Source organism: Antarcticirhabdus aurantiaca (assembly GCF_009765365.1).
Lineage (GTDB): Bacteria > Pseudomonadota > Alphaproteobacteria > Rhizobiales > Rhizobiaceae > Antarcticirhabdus > Antarcticirhabdus aurantiaca.
Genome location: NZ_VTOM01000003.1, coordinates 51,280 through 70,997, shown reverse-complemented (window position 1 = coordinate 70,997; position 19,718 = coordinate 51,280). Strand labels below are relative to the sequence as shown.

19 protein-coding genes are annotated in these 19,718 nt (G+C 66.5%); 8 read left to right on the top strand and 11 right to left on the bottom strand.

The genetic code is table 11. The features are described from left to right. The first annotated feature begins 112 nt into the window (after window positions 1–112). The 6 genes from FZN60_RS04175 (at window position 113) to FZN60_RS04150 (ending at window position 6,114) form a co-directional block, all read left to right on the top strand. Window positions 113–964, top strand: coding sequence for an ABC transporter ATP-binding protein (locus FZN60_RS04175; protein ID WP_158871409.1), 852 nt, complete (start codon window positions 113–115; stop codon window positions 962–964). Then, complete coding sequence (locus FZN60_RS04170; protein ID WP_246726584.1) at window positions 961–1,740, top strand: ABC transporter permease; 780 nt, start codon at window positions 961–963, stop codon at window positions 1,738–1,740. Before FZN60_RS04175 ends, FZN60_RS04170 begins: the two co-directional genes overlap by 4 nt. 10 nt (window positions 1,741–1,750) lie before the next feature. After that, window positions 1,751–2,776 carry a DMT family transporter gene (locus FZN60_RS04165; RefSeq protein ID WP_255475873.1) on the top strand — a complete coding sequence of 342 codons (1,026 nt, stop codon included), beginning with the start codon at window positions 1,751–1,753 and terminating at the stop codon, window positions 2,774–2,776. Window positions 2,777–2,778: 2 nt separating this feature from the next. Next, window positions 2,779–3,753 carry an ABC transporter substrate-binding protein gene (locus tag FZN60_RS04160; protein WP_246726583.1) on the top strand — a complete coding sequence of 325 codons (975 nt, stop codon included), beginning with the start codon at window positions 2,779–2,781 and terminating at the stop codon, window positions 3,751–3,753. An 87-nt stretch (window positions 3,754–3,840) separates the two neighbouring features. Further along, a complete protein-coding gene (locus FZN60_RS04155; protein ID WP_199266482.1) occupies window positions 3,841–4,626 on the top strand; it encodes an ABC transporter permease in 786 nt (261 codons plus the stop codon). Between the two features lie 117 nt (window positions 4,627–4,743). Beyond that, window positions 4,744–6,114 carry an alpha/beta hydrolase family protein gene (locus tag FZN60_RS04150; RefSeq protein WP_158871407.1) on the top strand — a complete coding sequence of 457 codons (1,371 nt, stop codon included), beginning with the start codon at window positions 4,744–4,746 and terminating at the stop codon, window positions 6,112–6,114. A 1,163-nt stretch (window positions 6,115–7,277) separates the two neighbouring features. Here FZN60_RS04150 and FZN60_RS04145 read toward each other — a convergent pair. The 4 genes from FZN60_RS04145 to dctP are packed head-to-tail and all read right to left on the bottom strand — an operon-like array spanning window position 7,278 to window position 11,181. Continuing rightward, a complete protein-coding gene (locus FZN60_RS04145) occupies window positions 7,278–8,045 on the bottom strand; it encodes an SDR family NAD(P)-dependent oxidoreductase (RefSeq protein WP_158871406.1) in 768 nt (255 codons plus the stop codon). A gap of 10 nt (window positions 8,046–8,055) precedes the next feature. Beyond that, on the bottom strand, window positions 8,056–9,471 hold the full coding sequence (locus tag FZN60_RS04140; protein WP_246726582.1) for a TRAP transporter large permease: 1,416 nt from the start codon (window positions 9,469–9,471) through the stop codon (window positions 8,056–8,058). After that, the gene (locus tag FZN60_RS04135; protein ID WP_158871405.1) at window positions 9,360–9,896 is read right to left on the bottom strand and encodes a TRAP transporter small permease; all 537 of its coding nucleotides are present in this window, start codon (window positions 9,894–9,896) and stop codon (window positions 9,360–9,362) included. The genes FZN60_RS04140 and FZN60_RS04135 overlap by 112 nt, the downstream gene beginning before the upstream one ends. A 13-nt stretch (window positions 9,897–9,909) precedes the next feature. After that, window positions 9,910–11,181 (bottom strand): TRAP transporter substrate-binding protein DctP, encoded by a 1,272-nt coding sequence (gene dctP, locus FZN60_RS04130; RefSeq protein ID WP_158871404.1) that lies wholly within the window; start codon window positions 11,179–11,181, stop codon window positions 9,910–9,912. On the opposite strand from dctP, the gene FZN60_RS04125 reads away from it, so the two are divergent. Beyond that, window positions 11,168–12,256: a LysR family transcriptional regulator gene (locus FZN60_RS04125; protein ID WP_158871403.1), complete on the top strand. Its 1,089-nt coding sequence runs from the start codon at window positions 11,168–11,170 to the stop codon at window positions 12,254–12,256. The genes dctP and FZN60_RS04125 overlap by 14 nt on opposite strands. Beyond that, a complete protein-coding gene (locus FZN60_RS04120) occupies window positions 12,253–12,894 on the top strand; it encodes an isochorismatase family protein (protein WP_158871402.1) in 642 nt (213 codons plus the stop codon). The genes FZN60_RS04125 and FZN60_RS04120 overlap by 4 nt, the downstream gene beginning before the upstream one ends. A 622-nt stretch (window positions 12,895–13,516) precedes the next feature. Here the strand turns inward: FZN60_RS04120 and FZN60_RS04115 are convergent. The 7 genes from FZN60_RS04115 to pcaDC are packed head-to-tail and all read right to left on the bottom strand — an operon-like array spanning window position 13,517 to window position 19,712. Further along, window positions 13,517–14,575, bottom strand: coding sequence for a 3-carboxy-cis,cis-muconate cycloisomerase (locus FZN60_RS04115; protein ID WP_158871401.1), 1,059 nt, complete (start codon window positions 14,573–14,575; stop codon window positions 13,517–13,519). 2 nt (window positions 14,576–14,577) lie between these two features. After that, on the bottom strand, window positions 14,578–15,780 hold the full coding sequence (pcaF, locus tag FZN60_RS04110; RefSeq protein ID WP_158871399.1) for a 3-oxoadipyl-CoA thiolase: 1,203 nt from the start codon (window positions 15,778–15,780) through the stop codon (window positions 14,578–14,580). A 1-nt stretch (window position 15,781) separates the two neighbouring features. Next, window positions 15,782–16,453: a 3-oxoacid CoA-transferase subunit B gene (locus tag FZN60_RS04105; RefSeq protein ID WP_158871397.1), complete on the bottom strand. Its 672-nt coding sequence runs from the start codon at window positions 16,451–16,453 to the stop codon at window positions 15,782–15,784. After that, complete coding sequence (locus tag FZN60_RS04100; RefSeq protein WP_158871395.1) at window positions 16,450–17,184, bottom strand: 3-oxoacid CoA-transferase subunit A; 735 nt, start codon at window positions 17,182–17,184, stop codon at window positions 16,450–16,452. The genes FZN60_RS04105 and FZN60_RS04100 overlap by 4 nt, the downstream gene beginning before the upstream one ends. Before the next feature lie 10 nt (window positions 17,185–17,194). After that, entirely contained in the window at window positions 17,195–17,821 is a 627-nt protein-coding gene (gene pcaG / locus FZN60_RS04095; RefSeq protein ID WP_158871393.1) for a protocatechuate 3,4-dioxygenase subunit alpha, read from the bottom strand. Continuing rightward, the gene (pcaH, locus tag FZN60_RS04090) at window positions 17,821–18,543 is read right to left on the bottom strand and encodes a protocatechuate 3,4-dioxygenase subunit beta (RefSeq protein ID WP_158871391.1); all 723 of its coding nucleotides are present in this window, start codon (window positions 18,541–18,543) and stop codon (window positions 17,821–17,823) included. Before pcaH ends, pcaG begins: the two co-directional genes overlap by 1 nt. Next, the gene (gene pcaDC, locus FZN60_RS04085; protein ID WP_158871389.1) at window positions 18,540–19,712 is read right to left on the bottom strand and encodes a bifunctional 3-oxoadipate enol-lactonase/4-carboxymuconolactone decarboxylase PcaDC; all 1,173 of its coding nucleotides are present in this window, start codon (window positions 19,710–19,712) and stop codon (window positions 18,540–18,542) included. Before pcaDC ends, pcaH begins: the two co-directional genes overlap by 4 nt. Window positions 19,713–19,718: the final 6 nt, after the last annotated feature.

Sequence of the window (19,718 nt, the reverse complement as noted above, 5' to 3'; positions counted from 1 at the left end):
TCGTTCTGATCTGGATGAGAGGGTTCGGAGGACGTCCCGAAGCGGGAGTGGAGCCGAACGGCGGAGCAAGGACGCTTCGATCACCGGCGGAATATGATTCGGGAGGATCGATATGAGGCAAGTCGGCGCCCAGCTGCGGGACGTCACGCGACAGGGAACGGCCAACTTCGCGTTGGAGATCAAGGATCTCCTGATGCAGTTCGAAACGCCGCAAGGGCCCGTGGTCGCGGTGGATCGGATGAGCGTCGGCGTGGAGCAGGGACGGTTCGTGTCGATCATCGGGCCGTCCGGATGCGGGAAGTCGACGGTGTTCAATATCGTCGGCGGTCTCCTCCGCGGCTACCAGGGCGACGTGACGGTCGCTGGTACGCGGATGGACGGTCCGCACAAGGACATCGGGATGGTGTTCCAGGAAGAGTCGACCTTCCCGTGGCGCACCGTCATCGACAACGTCGTGTTTCCGCTGGAAGTCTCCGGCGTTCCGCGTGCTGAACGATACGATCGGGCGAGAAGCTTCATCCGCATGGTCGGACTGGAAGGCTTCGAGCAGCGTTTTCCGGCGGAGCTGTCGGGCGGCATGCGGCAGCGGGTCGCGATCGCGCGCACGCTCGCCTTCGAGCCGAAGATCCTCCTGATGGACGAACCCTTCGCAGCGCTCGACGAGCAGACCCGGCTTCTTCTCGGAGATCACATCCTGAAGATCCAGCAGGAGCTCCGGCAGACCACGGTGCTGATCACCCACAACATCACGGAAGCCGTGCAGCTCTCCGATAAGATCGTCATCATGACCTACCGGCCCGGACGGTTGAAGCGGGTTCTGGACATCGACCTGCCCCGACCGCGCACGTCCGAGGTGGTGGGCAGTCCGGAGTTCGGCGCATACGTCGCCGAGATCTGGAAGGATCTGCGCGAGGAGGCGAGCCGCGGCATGCAGGATGCCGAAGCCCGCTCCCGCTCTTCGTGAGGGGCGGCATGACCACTTCGTTCCGCCGCCGCGACTACCGACCCGCCGCGCTCGCCTGGGCGAGCCTGATTCTCGTCTTCTGCCTGGTAGAGGCGCTGATACGGACGGGTGTCCTCAGCGTCTACGTCGTCCCGCTGCCGTCCTCGATCGTCGCGGCCATACCCCGCGTCGTCGCCGAGGAGAGCATTGGCCGGCGCCTGCTCCTGACCGGCGGCGAAGCCTTGGGAGCAAGCGTCCTCCTGATTGTCGTCGGCACCGGGCTGGGCATTCTCCTCTATCGATCTCGGCTCGTCAGGGCGGCGACCGAAAACTGGATCGCCGCCTTCGCCGCCGCGCCGCTGATCCTGGCCTATCCGTTGTTCCTCGTCATCTTCGGGCGCAACGCGCTCACGATCGTGATGCTCGGCTTCCTTGCCGGACTTGCTCCGATGATCCTCAAGACGGTGGAAGGGCTGAGCATCGTCCGTCGCTCTCTTCTCAATGTCGGCCGGTCCTTCAATCTCAGCGAGTGGGATCTTTTCTGGAAGATCCATTTTCCGGCGGCAGTCCCGACCATATTCACCGGCATTCGGCTCAGTCTGATCTTCGCCTTGATCAACATCTTCGGACTGGAGTTTCTGATCAACTTCGGCGGACTGGGGCAGCTGATCAACGAACTGGCGGAGCGCTACGACCTGCCGGGAACCTATGTGGCGATCGGCTTCGTCATTCTGGTGAGCGTCTGCTTCTTCATCGTCATCGAGCGGCTGGAGCGTTGGCTCCGCCCCGGCGGCTGAGGGATCCACGATGTCGAAAGCTTCGCAGCCGAGTTTGGCGGGAGAAGGAGCTTCGGCTCCGCGCGCACCGGGCTCGATCCACGTCCTGGCACTTCTTCCGCCGTTGTTCTGGGCGGGCAACTTCGTCGTTTCCGGATTGATGCGGAACGAGATCCCCCCTCTGCAGATGTCGTTCTACCGGTGGCTTCTCGCCAGTCTGTTCATGCTGCCTTTCGCGGCCGCCGCATTGGCCGCGCACCGGCGGACGCTGCGCGAGGAAGCGTTCTATCTCGCCGGTTTGTCCCTGATCGGAGTGACGGCCTTCAACAGTCTCGTCTACGTCGCTCTTCACCACACGCAGGTCGTCAACGCTGCGATCCTGAATTCGCTGATGCCGGTCGCGACCTTTCTTCTCGCCTTCCTGCTGATGAGGACGAAAGTCACCGCGTCGCAGGCGCTTGGGGCCGGAGTGGCGTTCGCCGGAGCGCTCGCCATCGTGGTGCGCGGCGATCCCGGGCGGCTGCTCTCGCTCGAGTTCAATGCCGGCGACCTTCTCGTCGTCGCGGGCTTGACGTGCTGGGCGCTGTACACGGTCCTGGTGAAACGCAGGCCGAGCCGTTTGCCGCCGATGGCGTTTCTTCTGGCCACCTTCGCGATGGGGACCGTGTTCCACGTTCCCTTCGTGATATGGGAGGTGGGAACCGTGGGGGGCGTCGCGTTCGGCTGGAGAACCGCGGCCGCCTTGCTCTTCCTGGCGATCTTCCCGTCCATTCTCGCATACGTCGTGTGGAACCGCTCCGTGGCGGCGCTCGGGCCGGGCAGAACGGCGATCTACATGTACGCGATGCCGGTCTTCACCGCGGCGCTGGCCATCCTGTTCCTGGGCGAGCAGCTTCGCGTCTTCCACATTCTCGGGCTCGTCTTCATCGTGGCGGGAATAACGTTGGTCACCAATCCTCGCGGTTCCCGGTCGAGCGGCGTTCGTGCCGCCCGGCCGTTCGGAGGCGGACCGTCCGAGGCGACCGACGGCTTAGGATCAACGACAAGGGAGGTTTGAAAATGACGAAGATCGGATCGACGATCGGTGGCTTGCTGTTCTCGGCAGGAATGCTGCTGACGGCCGCGGCACCCGTCGCCGCGCAGACCACGGACACCCTGAAGCTGGCAGTCGGACAGCGCGGCAATTGGGACACCTCGGTGGCCGAGCTGGGCCAGCGTGCCGGAATATTCTCCAAGCACGGCCTGAACCTCGAGATCCTCTACACCCAGGGCGGTGGCGAGACCCAGCAGGCCGTCCTGTCCAACAGCGTGGATGTCGGCGTCGCCGCAGGGGTGATGGGCGCACTCAGCGCCTTCTCGAAGGGCGCCCCCATCCGCATCATCGGCGCCGAAACGACGGGTGGCCAGGATCTCTACTGGTACGTGAAGTCGGACTCGCCGGTGCAGTCGCTGAAGGACATCGACGGTCAGACGATCGCCTATTCGACCAACGGCTCGTCGACCCACGGCGTCGTCAACGCCTTCATCGACGAGAACGACCTCGATGCGCAGCCGACCGCCACCGGTGGGCCATCGGCGACGCTGACCGCGGTGATGTCGGGCCAGATCGACATCGGATGGGCCGCCCCTCCGTTCGGCCTCGATCTGATCGAGAAGAACCAGATCCGCATCATCGCGAGCGGTAGCGACGCCGACGCCTTCCGCGAGCAGACCGTTCGCCTCCTGATCACGAACGCCGCCACCCTCGAAAGCAAGCGCGACGCGCTCGGTCGGTTCATGACCGCCTACCGCGAGACGGTCGACTGGATGTACGCCGACGACGAAGCTCTTCGGCACTACGCCGAATTCGTCGGCATCTCGGAAGAGATCGCCCGTCGAACGCGTGACGAGTTCTTCCCGAAACAGGCGCTTAACCCTGACGAGGTCGTGGGTCTCTCGCAGATCGTGCCGAGCGCCGTCTCGCTGAAGTACACCGATCGCGAGCTCACCCAGGAGGAACTCGGCCAACTGATCCAGATTCCGCCGCGCTCGTAGCGCTCGCACGAAGATCGCTCCGGCGGACCCGTCAGGTCCGCCGGAGCATCGCGGCCGCCGTTCCGGACGGCGATGGAAAGGTGATCCATGTCGACTGCCAGCATTCCCCTGACGAAATCCGCTCCTCTATCCTTCGAGACCCGCGTCCGCTCCCTGAAGTTGGCCATCGTCGCGAGCCTGCTTCTGATCTGGGAGGCGATGGCCCGTTCGGGTCTCCTGTTCGAGGACGTCGTTCCGAGCATCGTGGTCGTCGTGGCGGCGCTCGGCGGCGTCCTCGTCGATCCCGTCTTCTACTCCAACCTCGCGATCACCGCGTGGGAGGTCGGCACGGCCATCCTCGTGGGCGGCGTCACGGGTCTGGCCGTCGGCTTCGTCCTTGGCAACAGCCGGTTCCTGTCGCGCGCCTACGAACCGTTCCTGTATTATCTCGGTCCCACGCCGAAGATCATCTTCTTCCCGCTGCTCATCATGTGGTTCGGCATCGGACCGGGATCCAAGGCGGCCCTGGGCGCGCTGTCGTCCTTCTTTCCCATTGCCATCGCCACGGCGGCGGCGATCCGGAGCGTCGACCCCATCCTTCTGCGGGTCGGGGCGAGCTTCCGGCTGTCGAGATGGCAGACGTTCTACAAGATCTTCCTGCCGGCCATTCGCGGTCCTCTGACGAACGGCTTCAGGCTGGGGCTGGGCATCGCCATCATCGGCACCGTGCTGGCGGAGACGAAGCTGTCCAACCAGGGCATCGGCTACCTCATCATCCAGACGTACACGACGTTCAACATGGCTCGGATGTACGCACTTCTCCTCCTCCTTTTCGCCATAGCCATTCTGCTCAACGCCGCGCTGTCCAGGCTGGCAAGAAGGTTCGGAGCCTGAGCCGCCTAGAGCCGTGGCCGCTTCGGGCGAGACCGAGGTGGATGTCGAGCATCGCGTGCCCCATTCGTCGGCCGGAAACGGGACGATCGGGCCTCCCCGACTCGACCACTCCAACGAGTGACGCAGCCGTCGAAGATCCAATCTAGGGAGAGCTACATGCACGTCCGAACGTTGCTCGCGGCCTGTGTCGCGTCCTTGACCATCGGTGTCCTGTCGTCGGCCTCGGCGCAGGAGGAGAAGTCGCCGCGTTATGTGGCGCTCGACCGGGCTCGAGGCCTCTATTCCGAGCCTGCGTCGGGCACTGCGACGACGGCCTTCCTCGCGATCCATCGGACGTCGGATTTCCTTCTCCATCCGACGTGCCGCGAGCTTCCGAAGCGTGGATACGCCGCGCTGTGCATGAACACGCGCTTCGTCAACAACGAGGCGGCGGTCGACTGGGACAGGATCGCCCTCGACGTGAAGGCCGGCGTGGAGTTCCTGCGCGCGCAGGAAGGGATCGAACATGTGGTCCTGCTCGGGCACAGCGGCGGCGGCCCCACGCTGTCCTTCTACCAGGCGGTCGCGGAGAACGGCCTCGGCTTCTGCCAGGACTCTCGCAAGCTGGTGCCGTGCAAGGACGACCTCGCCGATCTTCCGGCTGCGGACGGCCTGATCCTGGCCGATGCCCACCCGGGCGTTCCGGTGATCCTGCTGCGCAGCCTTAACGGCGCCGTGCTCGACGAGACGCCGGGACGGTTTGATCCGAGCCTCGATCCCTATCGGGTCGAGAACGGATACGACTCGGCAGGATCCTCGAACTACTCGCCCGAGTTTCAGGAGCGGTACTTTGCGGCGCAGTCGGCCCGGATGAACCGTCTCATCGAGGTGGCCGAGGAACGCATGCGGGCCATTCGAGCAGGGGCGGGACCGTACCCCGACAACGACATCTTCGTCATCCCCCACGGGGGCAATCCCGGTCCGGGGCCGGGCGGAGCCTCCCAGCTGCACAGCCTGGACACGTCCGTCGCTCTGCGATCCACGAGCCGGCCCCGCAAGCTCTTGAAGAACGACGGCTCCATCGTGGAAGAAGTGGTCGTTTCCGTCAGTCCGGCGGAACTCGACACGAAGGAGTCGACGAGCGCCTTCGATCGCGGCACGAAGCTCCTGACGCTGCGGTCGTTTCTCTCGACGCAGGCGGTACGCTCCCGCAATTCGCTCGACGGGATCGACCATTGTTCCAGCAACAACTCGACCATTTGCGCGCTGGCGTCTATCGAAGTCCCGGTGCTCGTAGCGGGAATGGGCGGTTACCTCTTCATCCGCGACGCCGAGGAGGAGTTCGAAGCCGCGGCGACGGACGACAAGGACCTCATCTACATCGAAGGAGCGACCCACGGCTTCTCGCCGTGCGTGGCGTGCAATCCGGATCCACTGGCGTTCTCGAACAGCGAGAAGAACCTCTTCGACTACGTCGCCGATTGGACGAGCCGACGCTTCGGCCGGTAGAAGTTTGTTCGAGCTTAGGCGAAGATGAGGTGGGACGACGGAGGGCGTTCCATATCGCGATCGCAGGAGTGGTCTGAACAACGAGAAAGGCGTACGCCGAAGGGCGCGCCCTTCTTGCAAGCTCCTCCCGACAGCTGGATACGCGAGCAAGGTGCGGCCTCGGCACGGAATAGCCTATGCAGTGCGCTGTTGACGGAGGGGCCAATCCGCCGTGTAGTCGACGCAGCCGAGGCCTGGCAAGGGCGCGTCGCCTACGCAGAGCCTCGAAGCCGCTGGTGACGTCGACGGAGAAGCGCGGATCGGCGTGTTGCCGAGAAGCGAGCCGGAGGAGCGGTCGCTCGACCTCGGCTCCCTTGCCGGCATCAGGTCGGCGGAGGACAAGATCATAGAAGAAGACCTCGACGTCGTGCGCTCGACGCAGAGGATATCTCGTTTTGGGCGATCCCGCGGAAGACGTGGCGCCGAAAGCGACCGCACGAGCGCCAAACGTGGTTCGTTGCCGACTCGGAGAGCGACCCGAACCGTCGATGTGCCCACGTTCCGAGGTCGACATCGCAGGGCAGGGGGTGCCAAGTCCCTGTCGCCCGGGTCCGTTGTCGAGGCCCGTTCGATCTGTGGCCAGCTGCTCTTCAAGACTCACCCGAACCGCGAGGGGCGCTCCGAAGGACTGTCGGCGCCGAGCGGGTGCTGCGGCTCGATCAGCCGAACCGTCCGAGGCTGCAGGGCTTCGCGGCATATGTCCCGGGCCTCCTGATGACGGTGTCGTCGCCCATCCGTTCATCGGCCTTCTCGAACCGGTGGCGCGTCCGCCAGCTCGCTGTTTCGACGATTCGGAAAACCGGGTTATTCGATGGAGCGATCGCGGGCGTTCTCGTCGCAAGCGGGACCTGCGAGCGGGTAATCAGCGTGACCGGCAAACGCCCGACGTGCCACATCCGACGAAGATGGCCCCTGACGCCATGGCGGCTGCGGCGAAGCGTCACCAGCTGCCGACCGAGTCGACCCGACGCCCTCGTTTCGCGTGTTCGGCGATGGCAGCTCCCCTACCACCCGGTTCACCGCTTCTTTCGGGCGCTCGGATCGTCCAGACGCCTCGGGCTGCGGGGCGCGGCCGGAGAAAGGGACGTGCGGCGGACGGTGCAGACCGCCGACACGGTCGGTAGCTACTCGTAGCTGAGGCCGCCGTCGACGGTCAGGGTCTGCCCCGTCACGAAGCCGCTGGCGTCCGAACTCAGGAAAAGCAACGCTCCGCAGAGATCGTCGGGCGTCTCCAGCCGGGGTATCGAGCGTTGGGCGAGAAACGCGTTCATCTGATCCGGACTGACGGTCTCGCGAGAAACCTCCGTGTGGGTCGCGCCCGGCAGAATGGCGTTGACGGTGATGCCGTGAGTGCCGAGTTCCCGCGCCATCGACCGCGTCATGCCGAGCAGGGCGGCCTTGCTCGTCGTGTAGTGAAGATAGTTCCCTCTACCCATCGACCAAGCGGCCGACGAAATGTGGATGACGCGGCCCCAACCAGCCTCGCGCATGGGAGCGGCCACGGACTTCGACGTCAGGAAGCAACCTGTGACGTTGACGTCGATGACCCGCCGCCACTCGTCCAGAGGTATCTCCTCGAAGGGTCGCATCTTCAAGGTCGAGAAGATCGCGGCGTTGTTGACGAGGATGTCGATGCGCCCGAACCGGTCGAGAACGCGTGCCGTCATGTCCGCGACCGAGTGTTCGGAGGCGACGTCCACCTCGATGGCGAGAGAGTCCTTGCCGAGGCTGCGGAGTTCGTCGGCCACCGTCGCGGCCTTCTTCGCGTCGATATCGGCTATGATCGGCACGGCGCCCGCCTGCGCGTAGGCGAGTGCGTATGCGCGTCCCAATCCCTGGCCGGCACCGGTGATCAGCGCCACCCGATCCTTCAATCCAAGAAAGTCAGACATGCGAAGGATCCTACATGAGGTTGGGAAGGAAGGTGGTCAGCTGCGGCGCGACTGCCAGGATGATCATGCCGAGGACGAAGATCCCGACGAAGGGCCAGCTCGCGCTGAAGATCTGGGACAGGGAAAGATCGTCGGCCGCGCCCTTGAGCGCGAAGATCGTGTATCCGAAGGGCGGCGTCATACCGCCCAGCGTGATGTTGATGAGAAACAGCGTCCAGAACCATATCGGGTCGAACCCGAGAGCCTGCAGCACCGGCTGGTAGATCGGGATGATCAGAAGCATCAGGGCGATCTGATCTATGAACATGCAGGCTATGAAGGGAAACGCCAGCAGCAGGAACAACATGACCCATCGATCGTAGCCGAGTTCGACCACGAGCGAGGTGAGTGCGGCCGTTCCACCGGAGAATGCCAGAAGCTGGGCGAGCATCTTCGATGCCGCCATGATCAGAAGGATCATCGCCGCGACCGCGATCGCGGACTTCAGGGATTCCCAGACGACGCTCCAGCTGAGACCTCCGTAGATCCACGTCGTGATCAGGGCGCCGACGACGCCTGTCGCAGCCGCCTCGGAAGGCGTCGCGACCCCGCCGAGAATGAAGCCTAGGATCATGATGAAGATGATGCTGAACGGTGCGATGCGGAGCAGCGCTCGGGATCTGCTGATCGCGTTGTCGGTGACGACCCGAACGGCTTCCGCCTCGGCCATGCTGCCGACCCGCACTCTCACGAAGATGTAAGCGGCGAAGAGAAGCGCCAGCATCAGGCCCGGGACGATGCCGGCGATCAGAAGCGAGGAGATGGAGACGCCCGCGAGAGTGCCGATGATGATCACCAGAACGCTCGGAGGTATGATGGGCGCGAGGCTGGCGCCGGCCAGAATGGCGCCTGTCGCCAGCCTGACGTCGAGATTGCGTTCCCGGACGCCTGGAAGGATCGCACGTCCGAGCATCGCCGCGACGCCCATGGCGGTTCCGGACAAGGCGCCGAAGACCGTGGCCAGGCAAATCGTCAGATAGTGCTGGCGTCCCCTGACGCCCGGGACGATTCTGTCCACCGCATCGAACAGGACGTCCACGGCTTTGCCGCGGAACAGGATCTCGCCGATCAGGAGGAACAGCGGCACGGTGGCGAGGGAGGCGGTGGTCGCAGTCTCGTAGATGCTGTTGGCGTAGAGACCGAAGCCGTTGACTCCCATGAGCCAGTAGACGCCGATGATGTTGCAGATGATGAATGCCGCAAATATCGGCACGCCGATCATGAAGAGCAGGAGCAGCAGGCAAACGGCCAGGAGAACGACCAAGGGGCCGGAGATCATAGCTGCACCTTCGGGTCGCTCGAGCGCGGCATTCTTTCGAATGCGGCTACGGCGAAATGGAACGCCGAGAGAAGGAAGCCGAAGGCGATGGGCGCCGAGACGATCCACTTCGGTATGGGAATCGCGGCGATCGTGCTCACGTCCCGCTCGACCTGCCGAAGGGTCTCCCCCAGACTGACATGGAAGGTGGCGAGGCAGGCTGCCAGAGCCAGAAGTGCCGCGACGCGCGTGAGGATGCGAGCCGCTGCCAGATCCCGACGATCGGTCAGCAGCGTTATCGCGACGTGCGCCCGCTGCTCGCTCAGGGAGGGAATGACGAGGAAGATCGACCAGCAGAGAAGATACGAGATCGCGTCGCTGCCCCACCTCGTCGGCGCGTTGAAGGCGTATCGCACGACCACCTCGTAGCAGTAGGTCGCCGTCATGGCCGCCAGAGCGAGCCCGCCGAGCGCGAGGCCGAGCTTCGTCAGCTTGTGGACGAGAAACTTCACGGCGACGCCGACACGCGGCGTCGCCCCGCCAGATACACTCATCGCGGCGGCTCTCTTACTTGGTCAGACCGGCTTCGAGAGCCAGGTTCCGCGCCTGCTGGGCCTTCTCGCCGTCCTTCTCGCCGACGACCGACCATACCCCGTTCGCCCACTGGGCCGGCAATTCGGCGACGTTCTCCGGGGAAAGCGAGGTCTCGCTCATTCCGGCGGCTTCGAGCGCCTGCTTCTCGGTACGCGCGAGCTCGTTGAAGCGCTCGTAGACCTCGATCTCGAGATCTTGTCCCTCGGCCAGAAGCAGGGACTGCTCCTCGGGTGGCAGGGACTCCCACTTGTCCATGTTCATGAAGATGAGGTGCGCCACGGATCCGAAGGTCGGACGCAGGAAGTGGTCCGAGACCTCGTTCCACCTGAAGTCCAGCGCACCGATCGAAGGCCAGGCGGCTCCGTCCACGACGCCCCGCTCCAGCGCGGAGTAGATCTCGCCTCCCGGCAGAACGACGGGAGACGCGCCGAGGCGATCGAGCAGACCATGGTAGACGGGCGTGGCACGGATCGTCCTCCCGGCCAGCCCCCCGTCGGGCCCGATTGGTTCGCGGAGAATGATATGATAGCCCGAGGGCATGGTCGGCAGGGAGACGAGTTTCAGTCCCCTCTGGTTGTAGTGCTCGTCGACCATCTTCCAGAGACCGGAATCGCGGACCTGCTGGGGCGTGCCCACCACCGCGTCCATCGCCATGCCGATGCCGGTGTCGCCGAAATGGTAGGCTCCGTGGGTGAACAGCATGTCGAAGACGCCGGCCGTCACCGGCTGAAGCTGCTCGAACGGCGGGACCGTCTCGGGGCCCATCGTGGTGATGACGGTATTCCCGCCGCTCGCCTCGCGGACGCCGGCGATGAACCGCTCGGAAATCTCCTTGGAGCCGACATAGCTGGGATCCCAGCTGTTTATCATGCGCAGTTCGCTGGCGGACGCCGACGCCGTCGTCGCGAGGACGACCATCCATGCCGCGGACACGAGCGAACCGCGTAGCGTTCTGTTGTTCGTCAAGGCCATGTTCCTCCCAAAGGTCTTCGTCATTGTTCCAGGCGCGGCTGCCGAGGCTGCCCCGTGCAGTTCTCTCCCTGTTCCTGGCAATGGCATGCGACGAGCGCTCTTCTTGCGCCATTTGTCGCCGTGCCGACACTGACCTGCAGGCATGCGCCGGTCCAATAGGAATTCGGCGCCGATCGATATGTGATAGGTTATGGATGCGTCGAAGGCGAAGGGCGGCGGAAGCCGACCGTAGCCGGCGGCGGGCCTTGGGAGCCGATCGATGGAGCAATCCATTTCCAAAGACCTGGGCAGGCAGGCCAGCGAGCGCCGCACCCGGACTTTCGCGGGGCATGTGACCCTCCACAAGCTGGAGGTCTTCTGCGCGGTCGCACACTTTTCGAGCGTAACGCGGGCGGCGGAGCATCTGGCGATAGCGCAGCCGGCCGTGACCGCCCATGTGCGCGGCCTGGAGCGCAGTCTCGATACCACGCTGGTGCGACGGATCGGCCGCCACATCGAGCTGACGGAGGCGGGCGAGTGCGTCTACCGTTGGGCCGGAGACATGATCGCCAGCAGCGCGGAGATGACCCGCGAGCTCTCGGGACTCGAGGCGGGCGTTTCCGGCAGCGCCGTGGTGGGAGCGTCGATGGTGGCGGGGACCTACGTGCTGCCCGACGTGCTCGTCCGCTTCCATCGGCAGTTCCCCGATGCCGTCATCACCACGAGCATCTCCAATCCCCGGGTCGCCATGGAGAGCGTTCGATCCGGCGACTGCGACTTCTCCGTGGCTATTCTCGATCGGCGCCAGAACACCGAAGATCTGGTTCTGGAGCATCTGTGGACCGAGCCGCTTCGGCTTGTGGCGGCACCTGACACCCGTCGCATCGGCACGATCGCGAGCAGGGAAGATCTGGCGGAACTTCCCTACATAGCTCCGCCGCCGGGACAGATCGCTCGCGACGTCGAAGACGAAGCGCTGAAAGCCTGCGGCATCGTCCGGCGCAACATCGCGTTGGAGTTCGGCCATCCCGAGCCGATCCTTCACGCCGTGCGAGCCGACGTGGGCGTCAGCTTCTCCTTCGAGAGCGCGTTGCGGGAGGATCTGAGACGAGGCACGCTGCGTGTCGTGGAAACGCCGGGCGTGGCGATCGGCATCCCGCTGTACCTGATTCGTCGGAGGAATCGGCGCCTGTCGCTCTTGCAGCGGCGCCTGATGGATGCCATCAGAGCTGCCTACCACGAATTTCTCCTGTCGAGCGGCGGCCCGCAGGATGCGAGCCGTGCAGGGAGGCGGACGAGCGTCGGGCTCGGGCGCGTCGCGGATGCGTGCCGGGACACGCGGCGCCCGGACAAGGAGGACGATCGATGACCGATGCGACGACCAGCGAACGAGCCTTCTTCTCCGATCGGGGCTTCGGGCTGCGGATCGGCTTCGGCCGACGGCCGGCACTGCTGGCCGTCGACCTGATCAAGGCGTTCACCGATCCGGCGCTTCCACTCGGTTCCGATATGCAAGAACAGATTCACGCGACGAACCGACTTGCCGAAGGGGTTCGCCAGGCCGGCGGCCCCGTCATCTTCTCGACGGTGAGCTACGACGATGCGCAGCTTCGCGATGCGGGCGTGTGGCGCATGAAGCAGGGCGGTCTCGGAACGTTGTTGGCGGCATCCGGTGGGCCGGAGCTCGACGAGCGGCTGCGATACGAGGCTGGCGACTCGATCCTGACCAAGAAGTATGCATCCTGCTTCTTCGGAACCGACCTGGCTTCAAGGCTGGTCTTCTCGCAGGTCGACACGCTGATCCTGACCGGTTGCACGACCTCCGGCTGCGTTCGAGCGTCCGTCGTCGACGCTCTCCAGAACGGCTTCCGTCCGATTGTCGTGAGGGAAGCGGTCGGAGATCGTTCGAAGATCGCCCACGACCAGAGCCTATTCGACATGGACGCCAAGTACGCGGACGTGGTCGGCCTCGGAGAGGCAATGGACTATCTCGCGGCATTGGCCTGAGATCAGGGGGCGATCCATGCCCCGCCTTGCCTTGCACCGCTGAGACGTTTCGCCCTTCGTCGATCCCCGCAAAGGATGCGCCGACACGAGGGGCAGAAACGAGCAGAAGGCTCGAAATGGTCGGTGCCGATCGCATCCAACGGAATGGCGGAAGCCAGAATCACGCCGGCGTTCCATCGGCGCAGCCGCATACCATGCGTTCCAGCACGTGCGATCCGAGGCTGGTCGTCCAACACCGCTTGAAGCGCAAGCTTCCCGCCGCTCGCTCCCGCGCCAGGCGCACCCGCTCTTCTGGGGGCGGCAGGATAACCCGCTTGAGAGCGCAGGTCGCGAGCTCTTGGATGAGCAGGAAAAGCCAAGGCGTGTTCAGACCTGAGGGCGCCGCGAGGGACGGCGGAGGCGTTCCGCTGCTCGTCCTCCTTCGCATGCGCCGTCAGCGCCTCGTCGAGGACGCCGCAGCGTCAAGCATCCTGCCCCATCGGCGTTCGCCATGCCTGGACAGGGACGCCGTTGCCGCCGTCGGTGCGCTTCCTCCGCCAGCGCGCGAGATCATGATCGCCGAAAGCTCCAGGAGGCGACCGCGTGCACCATAGGCGTGCTGAACACCGCCGCTAGCGGGTTCTCACTGGCTGGAGCCGCCGGGCGGGGCGAAGCGCGCTCCGGACAACAGCGCTGTCGCCAGCTGGCACGCGCTGCCGGCAGCCTCCGCCATCTGAGGCAGCACCAGCCATTCCAGCGTCCAGGCGGCCCCCGAGCGCTCGTTCTCGTGGATCATGGATTGGGAAAGCGTTCCGAGAAGCCCGGCATTGAGGCGCCCGAGCGAGACCAACACCTCGGCGCCGATCGGGTTGCGCTTGTGGGCCATGGCCGAGGATCCGCCGCCGCCGGCGAGCTCGACCGCGTGGACCCGGGTCTGCGCCATCAGCGCCACGTCCTGCCCGACCTTGGCAAGGCTTCCGGTGAGGAGCGCGAGAGCGTGGGCGACGTCGAGGATCGGCGTGCGGTCGGAGTGCCAGGGCGGCGCGTCGCGGAGATCGAGGCGGCGCGCGAGGTCCGCCCGCAACGCCGGATAGTCGCGGCCGAAGCTCGCACCATCGCCGATCGGACCGCCCAGCTGGATCGGCAAGCCGGTGGCGAGAGCGCGGAAGCGGACGCGATGGCTCTCCAGCGGGAGGCGCCAGGTGGTGAGCTTGTCGGCGACGGTGAAGGGCAGCGCGGCCTGCATCCGCGTCTGGGCCATGAGAGGCGTGCCCGCCTGATCGGCCTCGATCGCCCTAAGGATATCGAGAAGCGCCGCCACCCGCCCGTCGATCAGTGAGAGGACGCGTTTCAGGCGCAGCATCAGCCCGCTATCCACGACGTCCTGGCTCGTCGCGCCGCGATGAACGAAGGCGGCGGCGTCCTGCCCGCAAGCGGCGCGAAGCTCGGCTACCAGAGCCGGAATCGGCACGCCGTCCCGCGCCATGCCGAGGCCGATGGCCGCGATGTCCGCGCTCAGCCCGGCGGCGGCCTCGGCGATGGTGCCGGCAGCGCCTGCGGGAACGATCCCAAGCGCCCCTTGCGCCAGCGCCAGCGCCGCCTCGAAGTGCAGCATCGCCGAGAGTTCGGCCGCCGCCGAGAAGTGCGCGGCGATCTCGGCATCGCCGGCGAGGCTCTCGACCAGGGGGCGCTCCGCCGCCATTATCACACCCGCTCGATCGCGATGGCGATGCCCTGGCCGACGCCGATGCACATGGTGGCCAGCGCCCGGCGCTTGCCCGTGAGCTGGAGCTCGAGCGCGGCCGTGCCGGTGATGCGGGCGCCCGACATGCCGAGCGGGTGGCCGAGCGCGATGCCGCCGCCGTTCGGGTTCACGCGCGGATCGTCGTCGGCGATGCCGAGGTCGCGCAGCGTCGCAAGCCCCTGGGAGGCGAAGGCCTCGTTCAGCTCGATGACGTCGAAGTCCGAGGCCTGGAGGCCTAGCCGCTCCATCAGCTTCTTCGAGGCCGGCGCCGGGCCGAAGCCCATGATGCGCGGCGGAACACCGGCGGTTGCCCCGCCGAGGATGCGGGCGATGGGGGTGAGCCCGTGGCGTCTGGCCGCCGCCTCGCTCGCCACGATCAGCGCCGCCGCCCCGTCGTTGACGCCCGACGCGTTGCCCGCCGTCACGGTTCCGCCCTTGCGGAACGGGGTGGGCAGCTTGGCGAGGGCCTCCATCGTGGTGGCGCGGGGATGCTCATCGCTATCCACCACCTTCGGCTCTCCCTTTCGCTGTGGGATCGTAACGGGGACGATCTCGTGTCCGAGGCGGCCGTTCTCCTGCGCGGCCGCCGCCTTGTTCTGGGAGCGGACAGCGAAGGCGTCCTGGTCCTCTCGGCTGACGTGGAAGTCCTCGGCGACGTTCTCGCCCGTCTCCGGCATGGAGTCGACGCCGTACTGGGCCTTCATCAGCGGGTTCACGAAGCGCCAGCCGATCGTGGTGTCGTGGATCTCGGCGTGGCGCGAGAAGGCGCTCTCCGCCTTCGGCATGACGAAGGGCGCGCGGGACATCGACTCGACCCCGCCGGCGATCACGAGCTCGGCCTCGCCGGACTTGATCGCCCGCGCCGCCGTGATCACGGCGTCCATCCCCGAGCCGCAGAGGCGGTTCATCGTCGTGCCCGGCACGTTCTCGGGGAGACCGGCAAGCAGGAGCGACATGCGCGCGACGTTGCGATTGTCCTCGCCCGCCTGGTTGGCGCAGCCGAAGATCACCTCGTCCACGGCGCCGAAGTCGACGGACGCATGGCGCTCCATCAAGGCCTTGAGGGGCACGGCCCCGAGGTCGTCGGCCCGGACGGACGACAAGGAGCCGCCAAAGCGGCCGATCGGCGTGCGCAGGTAGGCGCAGATGAAGGCTTCGCTCATCTCAAAGCTCCGGAACGACAAGGTCGGCGACGGGCCCGGGGACGAGGAGTTCAGCGCCCGTCTGGGCTTGCAGGTCATCGACCGACAGAGACGGCAGCTTCTCGCGTAGTACGAAGCGCCCGTTCTCGATGTCGATGACGGCGAGGCTCGTGTAGACGCGGGTGACGCAGGCGACTCCCGTCAGCGGCAGCGAGCAGCGCTTCACGAGCTTCGGCTTGCCGTCCTTTGTCACGTGGTCGGTGATGACCGCGACGCGCTTCGCGCCGTGGACGAGGTCCATCGCCCCGCCGACGGCCGGCACGCCCTTCGGCCCCGTCGACCAGTTGGCCAGATCCCCGCTCTCGGCCACCTCGTAGGCCCCGAGGATCGCGACGTCGAGGTGTCCACCGCGCACCATGGCGAAGCTGTCGGCGTGGTGGAAGAAGGCCGTGCCGGCTTTGAGCGTCACCGCCTTCTTGCCGGCGTTGATGAGGTCCCAGTCCTCTTCGCCCGGCCGCGGCGCCTCACCGAAGCCGAGGATGCCGTTCTCGGTGTGGAAGACCGCCTCGCGGCCCGGCGGCTGGAACTTGGCCACCATCTCGGGGAAGCCGATGCCGAGGTTGACGTAGGCCCCGTCGGCGATGTCCTGCGCGGCGCGCCAGGCGATCTGGGTGGCGGAAAGCTTGGAGCTCATGCGGCCTTCTCCGGGTAGGCGGCGCCGGTACGGTTGAGGTCTTCCTCCTGCGCGGGGTTCGGCACCTCGACGAGTCCCTGCACGAAGATGCCGGGCGTCACGACCGCTTCGGGATTGATGGCGCCGGGCTCGACGATCTCGGTGACCTGCGCGATCGTGACCGCCGCGGCGGTCGCCATCAGAGGGTTGAAGTTGCGGGCAGCCTTGTTGAAGACGAGGTTGCCGAGCCGGTCGCCCTTGTGGGCCTTGATGATCGCGAAATCGGCCTTCAGCCAGAGCTCGCGCACGTAGGGGCGCCCGTCGAACTCCTCGACCGGCTTGTCCTTCGCGAGGTCGGTGCCGTAGCTCGTCGGGGTGTAGAAGGCCGGGATGCCCGCGCCCCCCGCCCGGATGCGCTCGGCGAGGGTGCCCTGCGGCACCAGTTCCAGCTCGATCTCGCCGGCGAGATAGCGCTCTGTGAAGACGCGCGGGTCGGCCGAGCGGGGAAAGGAGCAGATGAGCTTCCGCACCATGCCCTGTTCGATCAGCGCCGCGAGGCCGACATGGCCGTTGCCGGCATTGTTGTTGACGACCATCAGGTTCTTCGGGCTGCCGGTCGAAAGGTACCGGTCGATCAGCGCGTGGATCAGCTCGATCGGCGCGCCAGAGCCGCCGAAGCCGCCGATCATCACGACTGCGCCGTCCGGGATGCCCGACACCGCTTCGGAAAGGCTGGGAATGGTCTTGTCCATGGGCACCTAGTCACATGTCCAGGAAGACGGTTTCGCCATCGCCCTGAAGGCGAATGTCGAAGGTGAAGACGGGCATCCCGTCGCGCTCCGTGCGCGGGGCGACGAGCGTCGCCCGCCGCACCGGGTCGGGAATGCGGTTCAGGAGCGGGTCGACCGAATTGGCTTCCGCCTCGTCGCCGAAGTAGAGGCGGGTGTGCAGGCCGAGATTGATGCCGCGCGCGACGATCCAGACGGTGACGTGCGGCGCCTGGAGGCCGCCGCCGGAAAACGGCACGCGGCCCGGCCGGATCGTCTCGAAGCGGAAGAGACCGTCCGCATCCGAGACGGGCTGGCGCGCCCAGCCGGCGAAGGCCGGATCGGCGGTCCCGCGCGTCTCCGTGGGCGAGTTGTGGAGCCCCGCGGCATCGGCCTGCCAGATCTCGACCAGCGCGTCGCGCACGAGCGCGCCCGAGCCGTCGATGATCCGCCCCTCGACGAGGATCCGCTCGCCCACCGTCTCGGGCCCGACGAGGACGAGGCCGAGGTCATCCTTCCAGACGCCGGTGATCTCCACCCAGTTCGGGTTGGTGCCGATGTGGACGTAGGGGCCGGCGGTCTGGGAGGGGCTCTCCTTCAGGTAGTCGAGGCGCTGGACCATCAGTTGCCCTCCATCCGATTCTCGAACAGCGTGGAGCGCCGGCCGCGCAGGACGATGTCGAACTTGTAGGCGAGGCTGTCCATCGGGATCGTCTCGTGTCGGTCGAGGGCGGCGACGAGGCGCTCGATGGCGGCGGGATCGGGGATCGTCTTGACGATCGGACACTGCCAGATCATCGGGTCGCCCTCGAAGTACATCTGGGTGATCAGGCGCTGCGCGAACGCGTGGCCGAAGACGGAGAAGTGGATGTGCGCCGGGCGCCAGTCGTTGACGCCGTTCGGCCAGGGGTAGGCGCCGGGCTTCACGGTCCGAAAGGCGTAGCGCCCTTCCGCGTCGGTGATCGCCCGACCGCAGCCGCCGAAGTTCGGGTCGATGGCGGCGAGGTAGCTTTCCTTCTTGTGCCGGTAGCGCCCGCCCGCATTGGCCTGCCAGAACTCCACCAGCGCGCCCGCCACGGGACGCGCGTTCTCGTCGAGCACGCGGCCGTAGACCACGATGCGCTGGCCGATCGCCTCGCCGCCGTCTTTGGCGAAGTTGCGGATGAGGTCGTTGTCGAGAGGGCCGAGGACGTCGTGGCCGAAGACCGGCCCCGTCTCCTCCGAGGGCGTCGTCGGCATGGACAGGAGCGCCTGCCGGGGCGCGCGTAGGACGGAGGTCTTGTAGCCCGGCGTCAGGGCCGGCGGGTGCCAGTCCCGGTCGCGTTGGAAATAGGCGCCGCTCATCGTGCCGCTTCCTCCATCTCGGCGAATGTCGTCTTGGCGATCTTGATCGCGTGGTTGGCCGCCGGCACGCCGGCATAGACGGCGACGTGCATCAGCGCCTCGACCACGTCCTCGGCGCTCGCGCCGGTGTTTCTCGTCGCGCGCACGTGCATCGCGAGCTCCTCGTCCTGCCCGAGGGCGGCGAGGAGCGCGAGCGTCACGATCGAGCGCTCGCGGCGCGTGAAGTGCGGGCGCGACCAGACCGAGCCCCAGGCGCCTTCCGTGATGAAGCGCTGGAACGGCGCGTCGAAGGGCGTCGCCGCGGCGGACGCGCGGTCGACATGGGCGTCGCCCAGCACCGCGCGGCGCACGGCCATGCCGGCCTCGAAGCGGTTCGGGGCCTCGACCTCGGCGCCGAGGTGCGAGGCGATCAGCGCCGCGATCTCGGCGGGCCGCTCCAGGCAGGGCAGATGCCCGGCCCCGGCGACGAGCTCGAAGCGGGCGCCGGGGATGCGCCCGGCGGTGTCGCGCACGAGGTCGGGCGGAGTCGGCTTGTCGGCGTCGCCGGCGATGGCGAGCGTCGGGGTGGCGATGTGCGCGACCGCCTCGCGATAGTCAGCATCGCGCACGGCCGCGCAGGCCGCGGCGTAACCTTCCGCCGGCGTCGCCTCCAGCATGGCGCGCCATGCGGCGAAGCGGGCGGGGTGGCGGCCAGCGTAACCGTCGGAAAACCAGCGCGAGACGACCGCCTCGCCGATCGAGGCGACGCCCCCGGCCCGGACGGCGGCGATGCGCTCGTTCCACGCGTCGGACGTACCGATCCGCGCGGCCGTGTCCATCAGGACCAGCCTTTCGACCCGCTCGGGGGCGTGGATTGCGACGTGCTGAGCGATGAGACCGCCGATCGATAGGCCGACGATCGAGGCCGCGCGCCAGTCGAGCGCGTCGAGAAGGGCCGTCAGGTCGCCCGCGAGGAGCGGGATAGAATAGGGACCGGGCGTCGTCTCGCTGAGGCCGTGGCCGCGCTTGTCGACGAGGAGGATCTCGAAGCTGTCGCTCAAGCGGGCGACGACGTCGTCCCAGATCCGCAGGTCCGAGCCGAGGGAATTCAGGAAGACGAGGCGCGGCGCGCCGCGGCGTCCGGCGAGCCGGTGATGAATCGCGATTCCGTTCGCTGTCACGAATGCCATGGCGTC

Bases quoted from the DNA above. Each gene is read 5' to 3' on its own strand.
- FZN60_RS04175 (WP_158871409.1), top strand. From the start codon at position 113: ATGAGGCAAGTCGGCGCCCAGCTGCGGGACGTCACGCGACAGGGAACG.
- FZN60_RS04165 (WP_255475873.1), top strand. From the start codon at position 1,751: ATGTCGAAAGCTTCGCAGCCGAGTTTGGCGGGAGAAGGAGCTTCGGCT.
- FZN60_RS04160 (WP_246726583.1), top strand. From the start codon at position 2,779: ATGACGAAGATCGGATCGACGATCGGTGGCTTGCTGTTCTCGGCAGGA.
- FZN60_RS04155 (WP_199266482.1), top strand. From the start codon at position 3,841: ATGTCGACTGCCAGCATTCCCCTGACGAAATCCGCTCCTCTATCCTTC.
- FZN60_RS04145 (WP_158871406.1), bottom strand. From the start codon at position 8,045: ATGTCTGACTTTCTTGGATTGAAGGATCGGGTGGCGCTGATCACCGGT.
- FZN60_RS04135 (WP_158871405.1), bottom strand. From the start codon at position 9,896: ATGAGTGTATCTGGCGGGGCGACGCCGCGTGTCGGCGTCGCCGTGAAG.
- FZN60_RS04125 (WP_158871403.1), top strand. From the start codon at position 11,168: ATGGAGCAATCCATTTCCAAAGACCTGGGCAGGCAGGCCAGCGAGCGC.
- dctP (WP_158871404.1), bottom strand. From the start codon at position 11,181: ATGGATTGCTCCATCGATCGGCTCCCAAGGCCCGCCGCCGGCTACGGT.
- FZN60_RS04120 (WP_158871402.1), top strand. From the start codon at position 12,253: ATGACCGATGCGACGACCAGCGAACGAGCCTTCTTCTCCGATCGGGGC.
- FZN60_RS04115 (WP_158871401.1), bottom strand. From the start codon at position 14,575: ATGGCGGCGGAGCGCCCCCTGGTCGAGAGCCTCGCCGGCGATGCCGAG.
- pcaF (WP_158871399.1), bottom strand. From the start codon at position 15,780: ATGAGCGAAGCCTTCATCTGCGCCTACCTGCGCACGCCGATCGGCCGC.
- FZN60_RS04105 (WP_158871397.1), bottom strand. From the start codon at position 16,453: ATGAGCTCCAAGCTTTCCGCCACCCAGATCGCCTGGCGCGCCGCGCAG.
- FZN60_RS04100 (WP_158871395.1), bottom strand. From the start codon at position 17,184: ATGGACAAGACCATTCCCAGCCTTTCCGAAGCGGTGTCGGGCATCCCG.
- pcaG (WP_158871393.1), bottom strand. From the start codon at position 17,821: ATGGTCCAGCGCCTCGACTACCTGAAGGAGAGCCCCTCCCAGACCGCC.
- pcaH (WP_158871391.1), bottom strand. From the start codon at position 18,543: ATGAGCGGCGCCTATTTCCAACGCGACCGGGACTGGCACCCGCCGGCC.
- pcaDC (WP_158871389.1), bottom strand. From the start codon at position 19,712: ATGGCATTCGTGACAGCGAACGGAATCGCGATTCATCACCGGCTCGCC.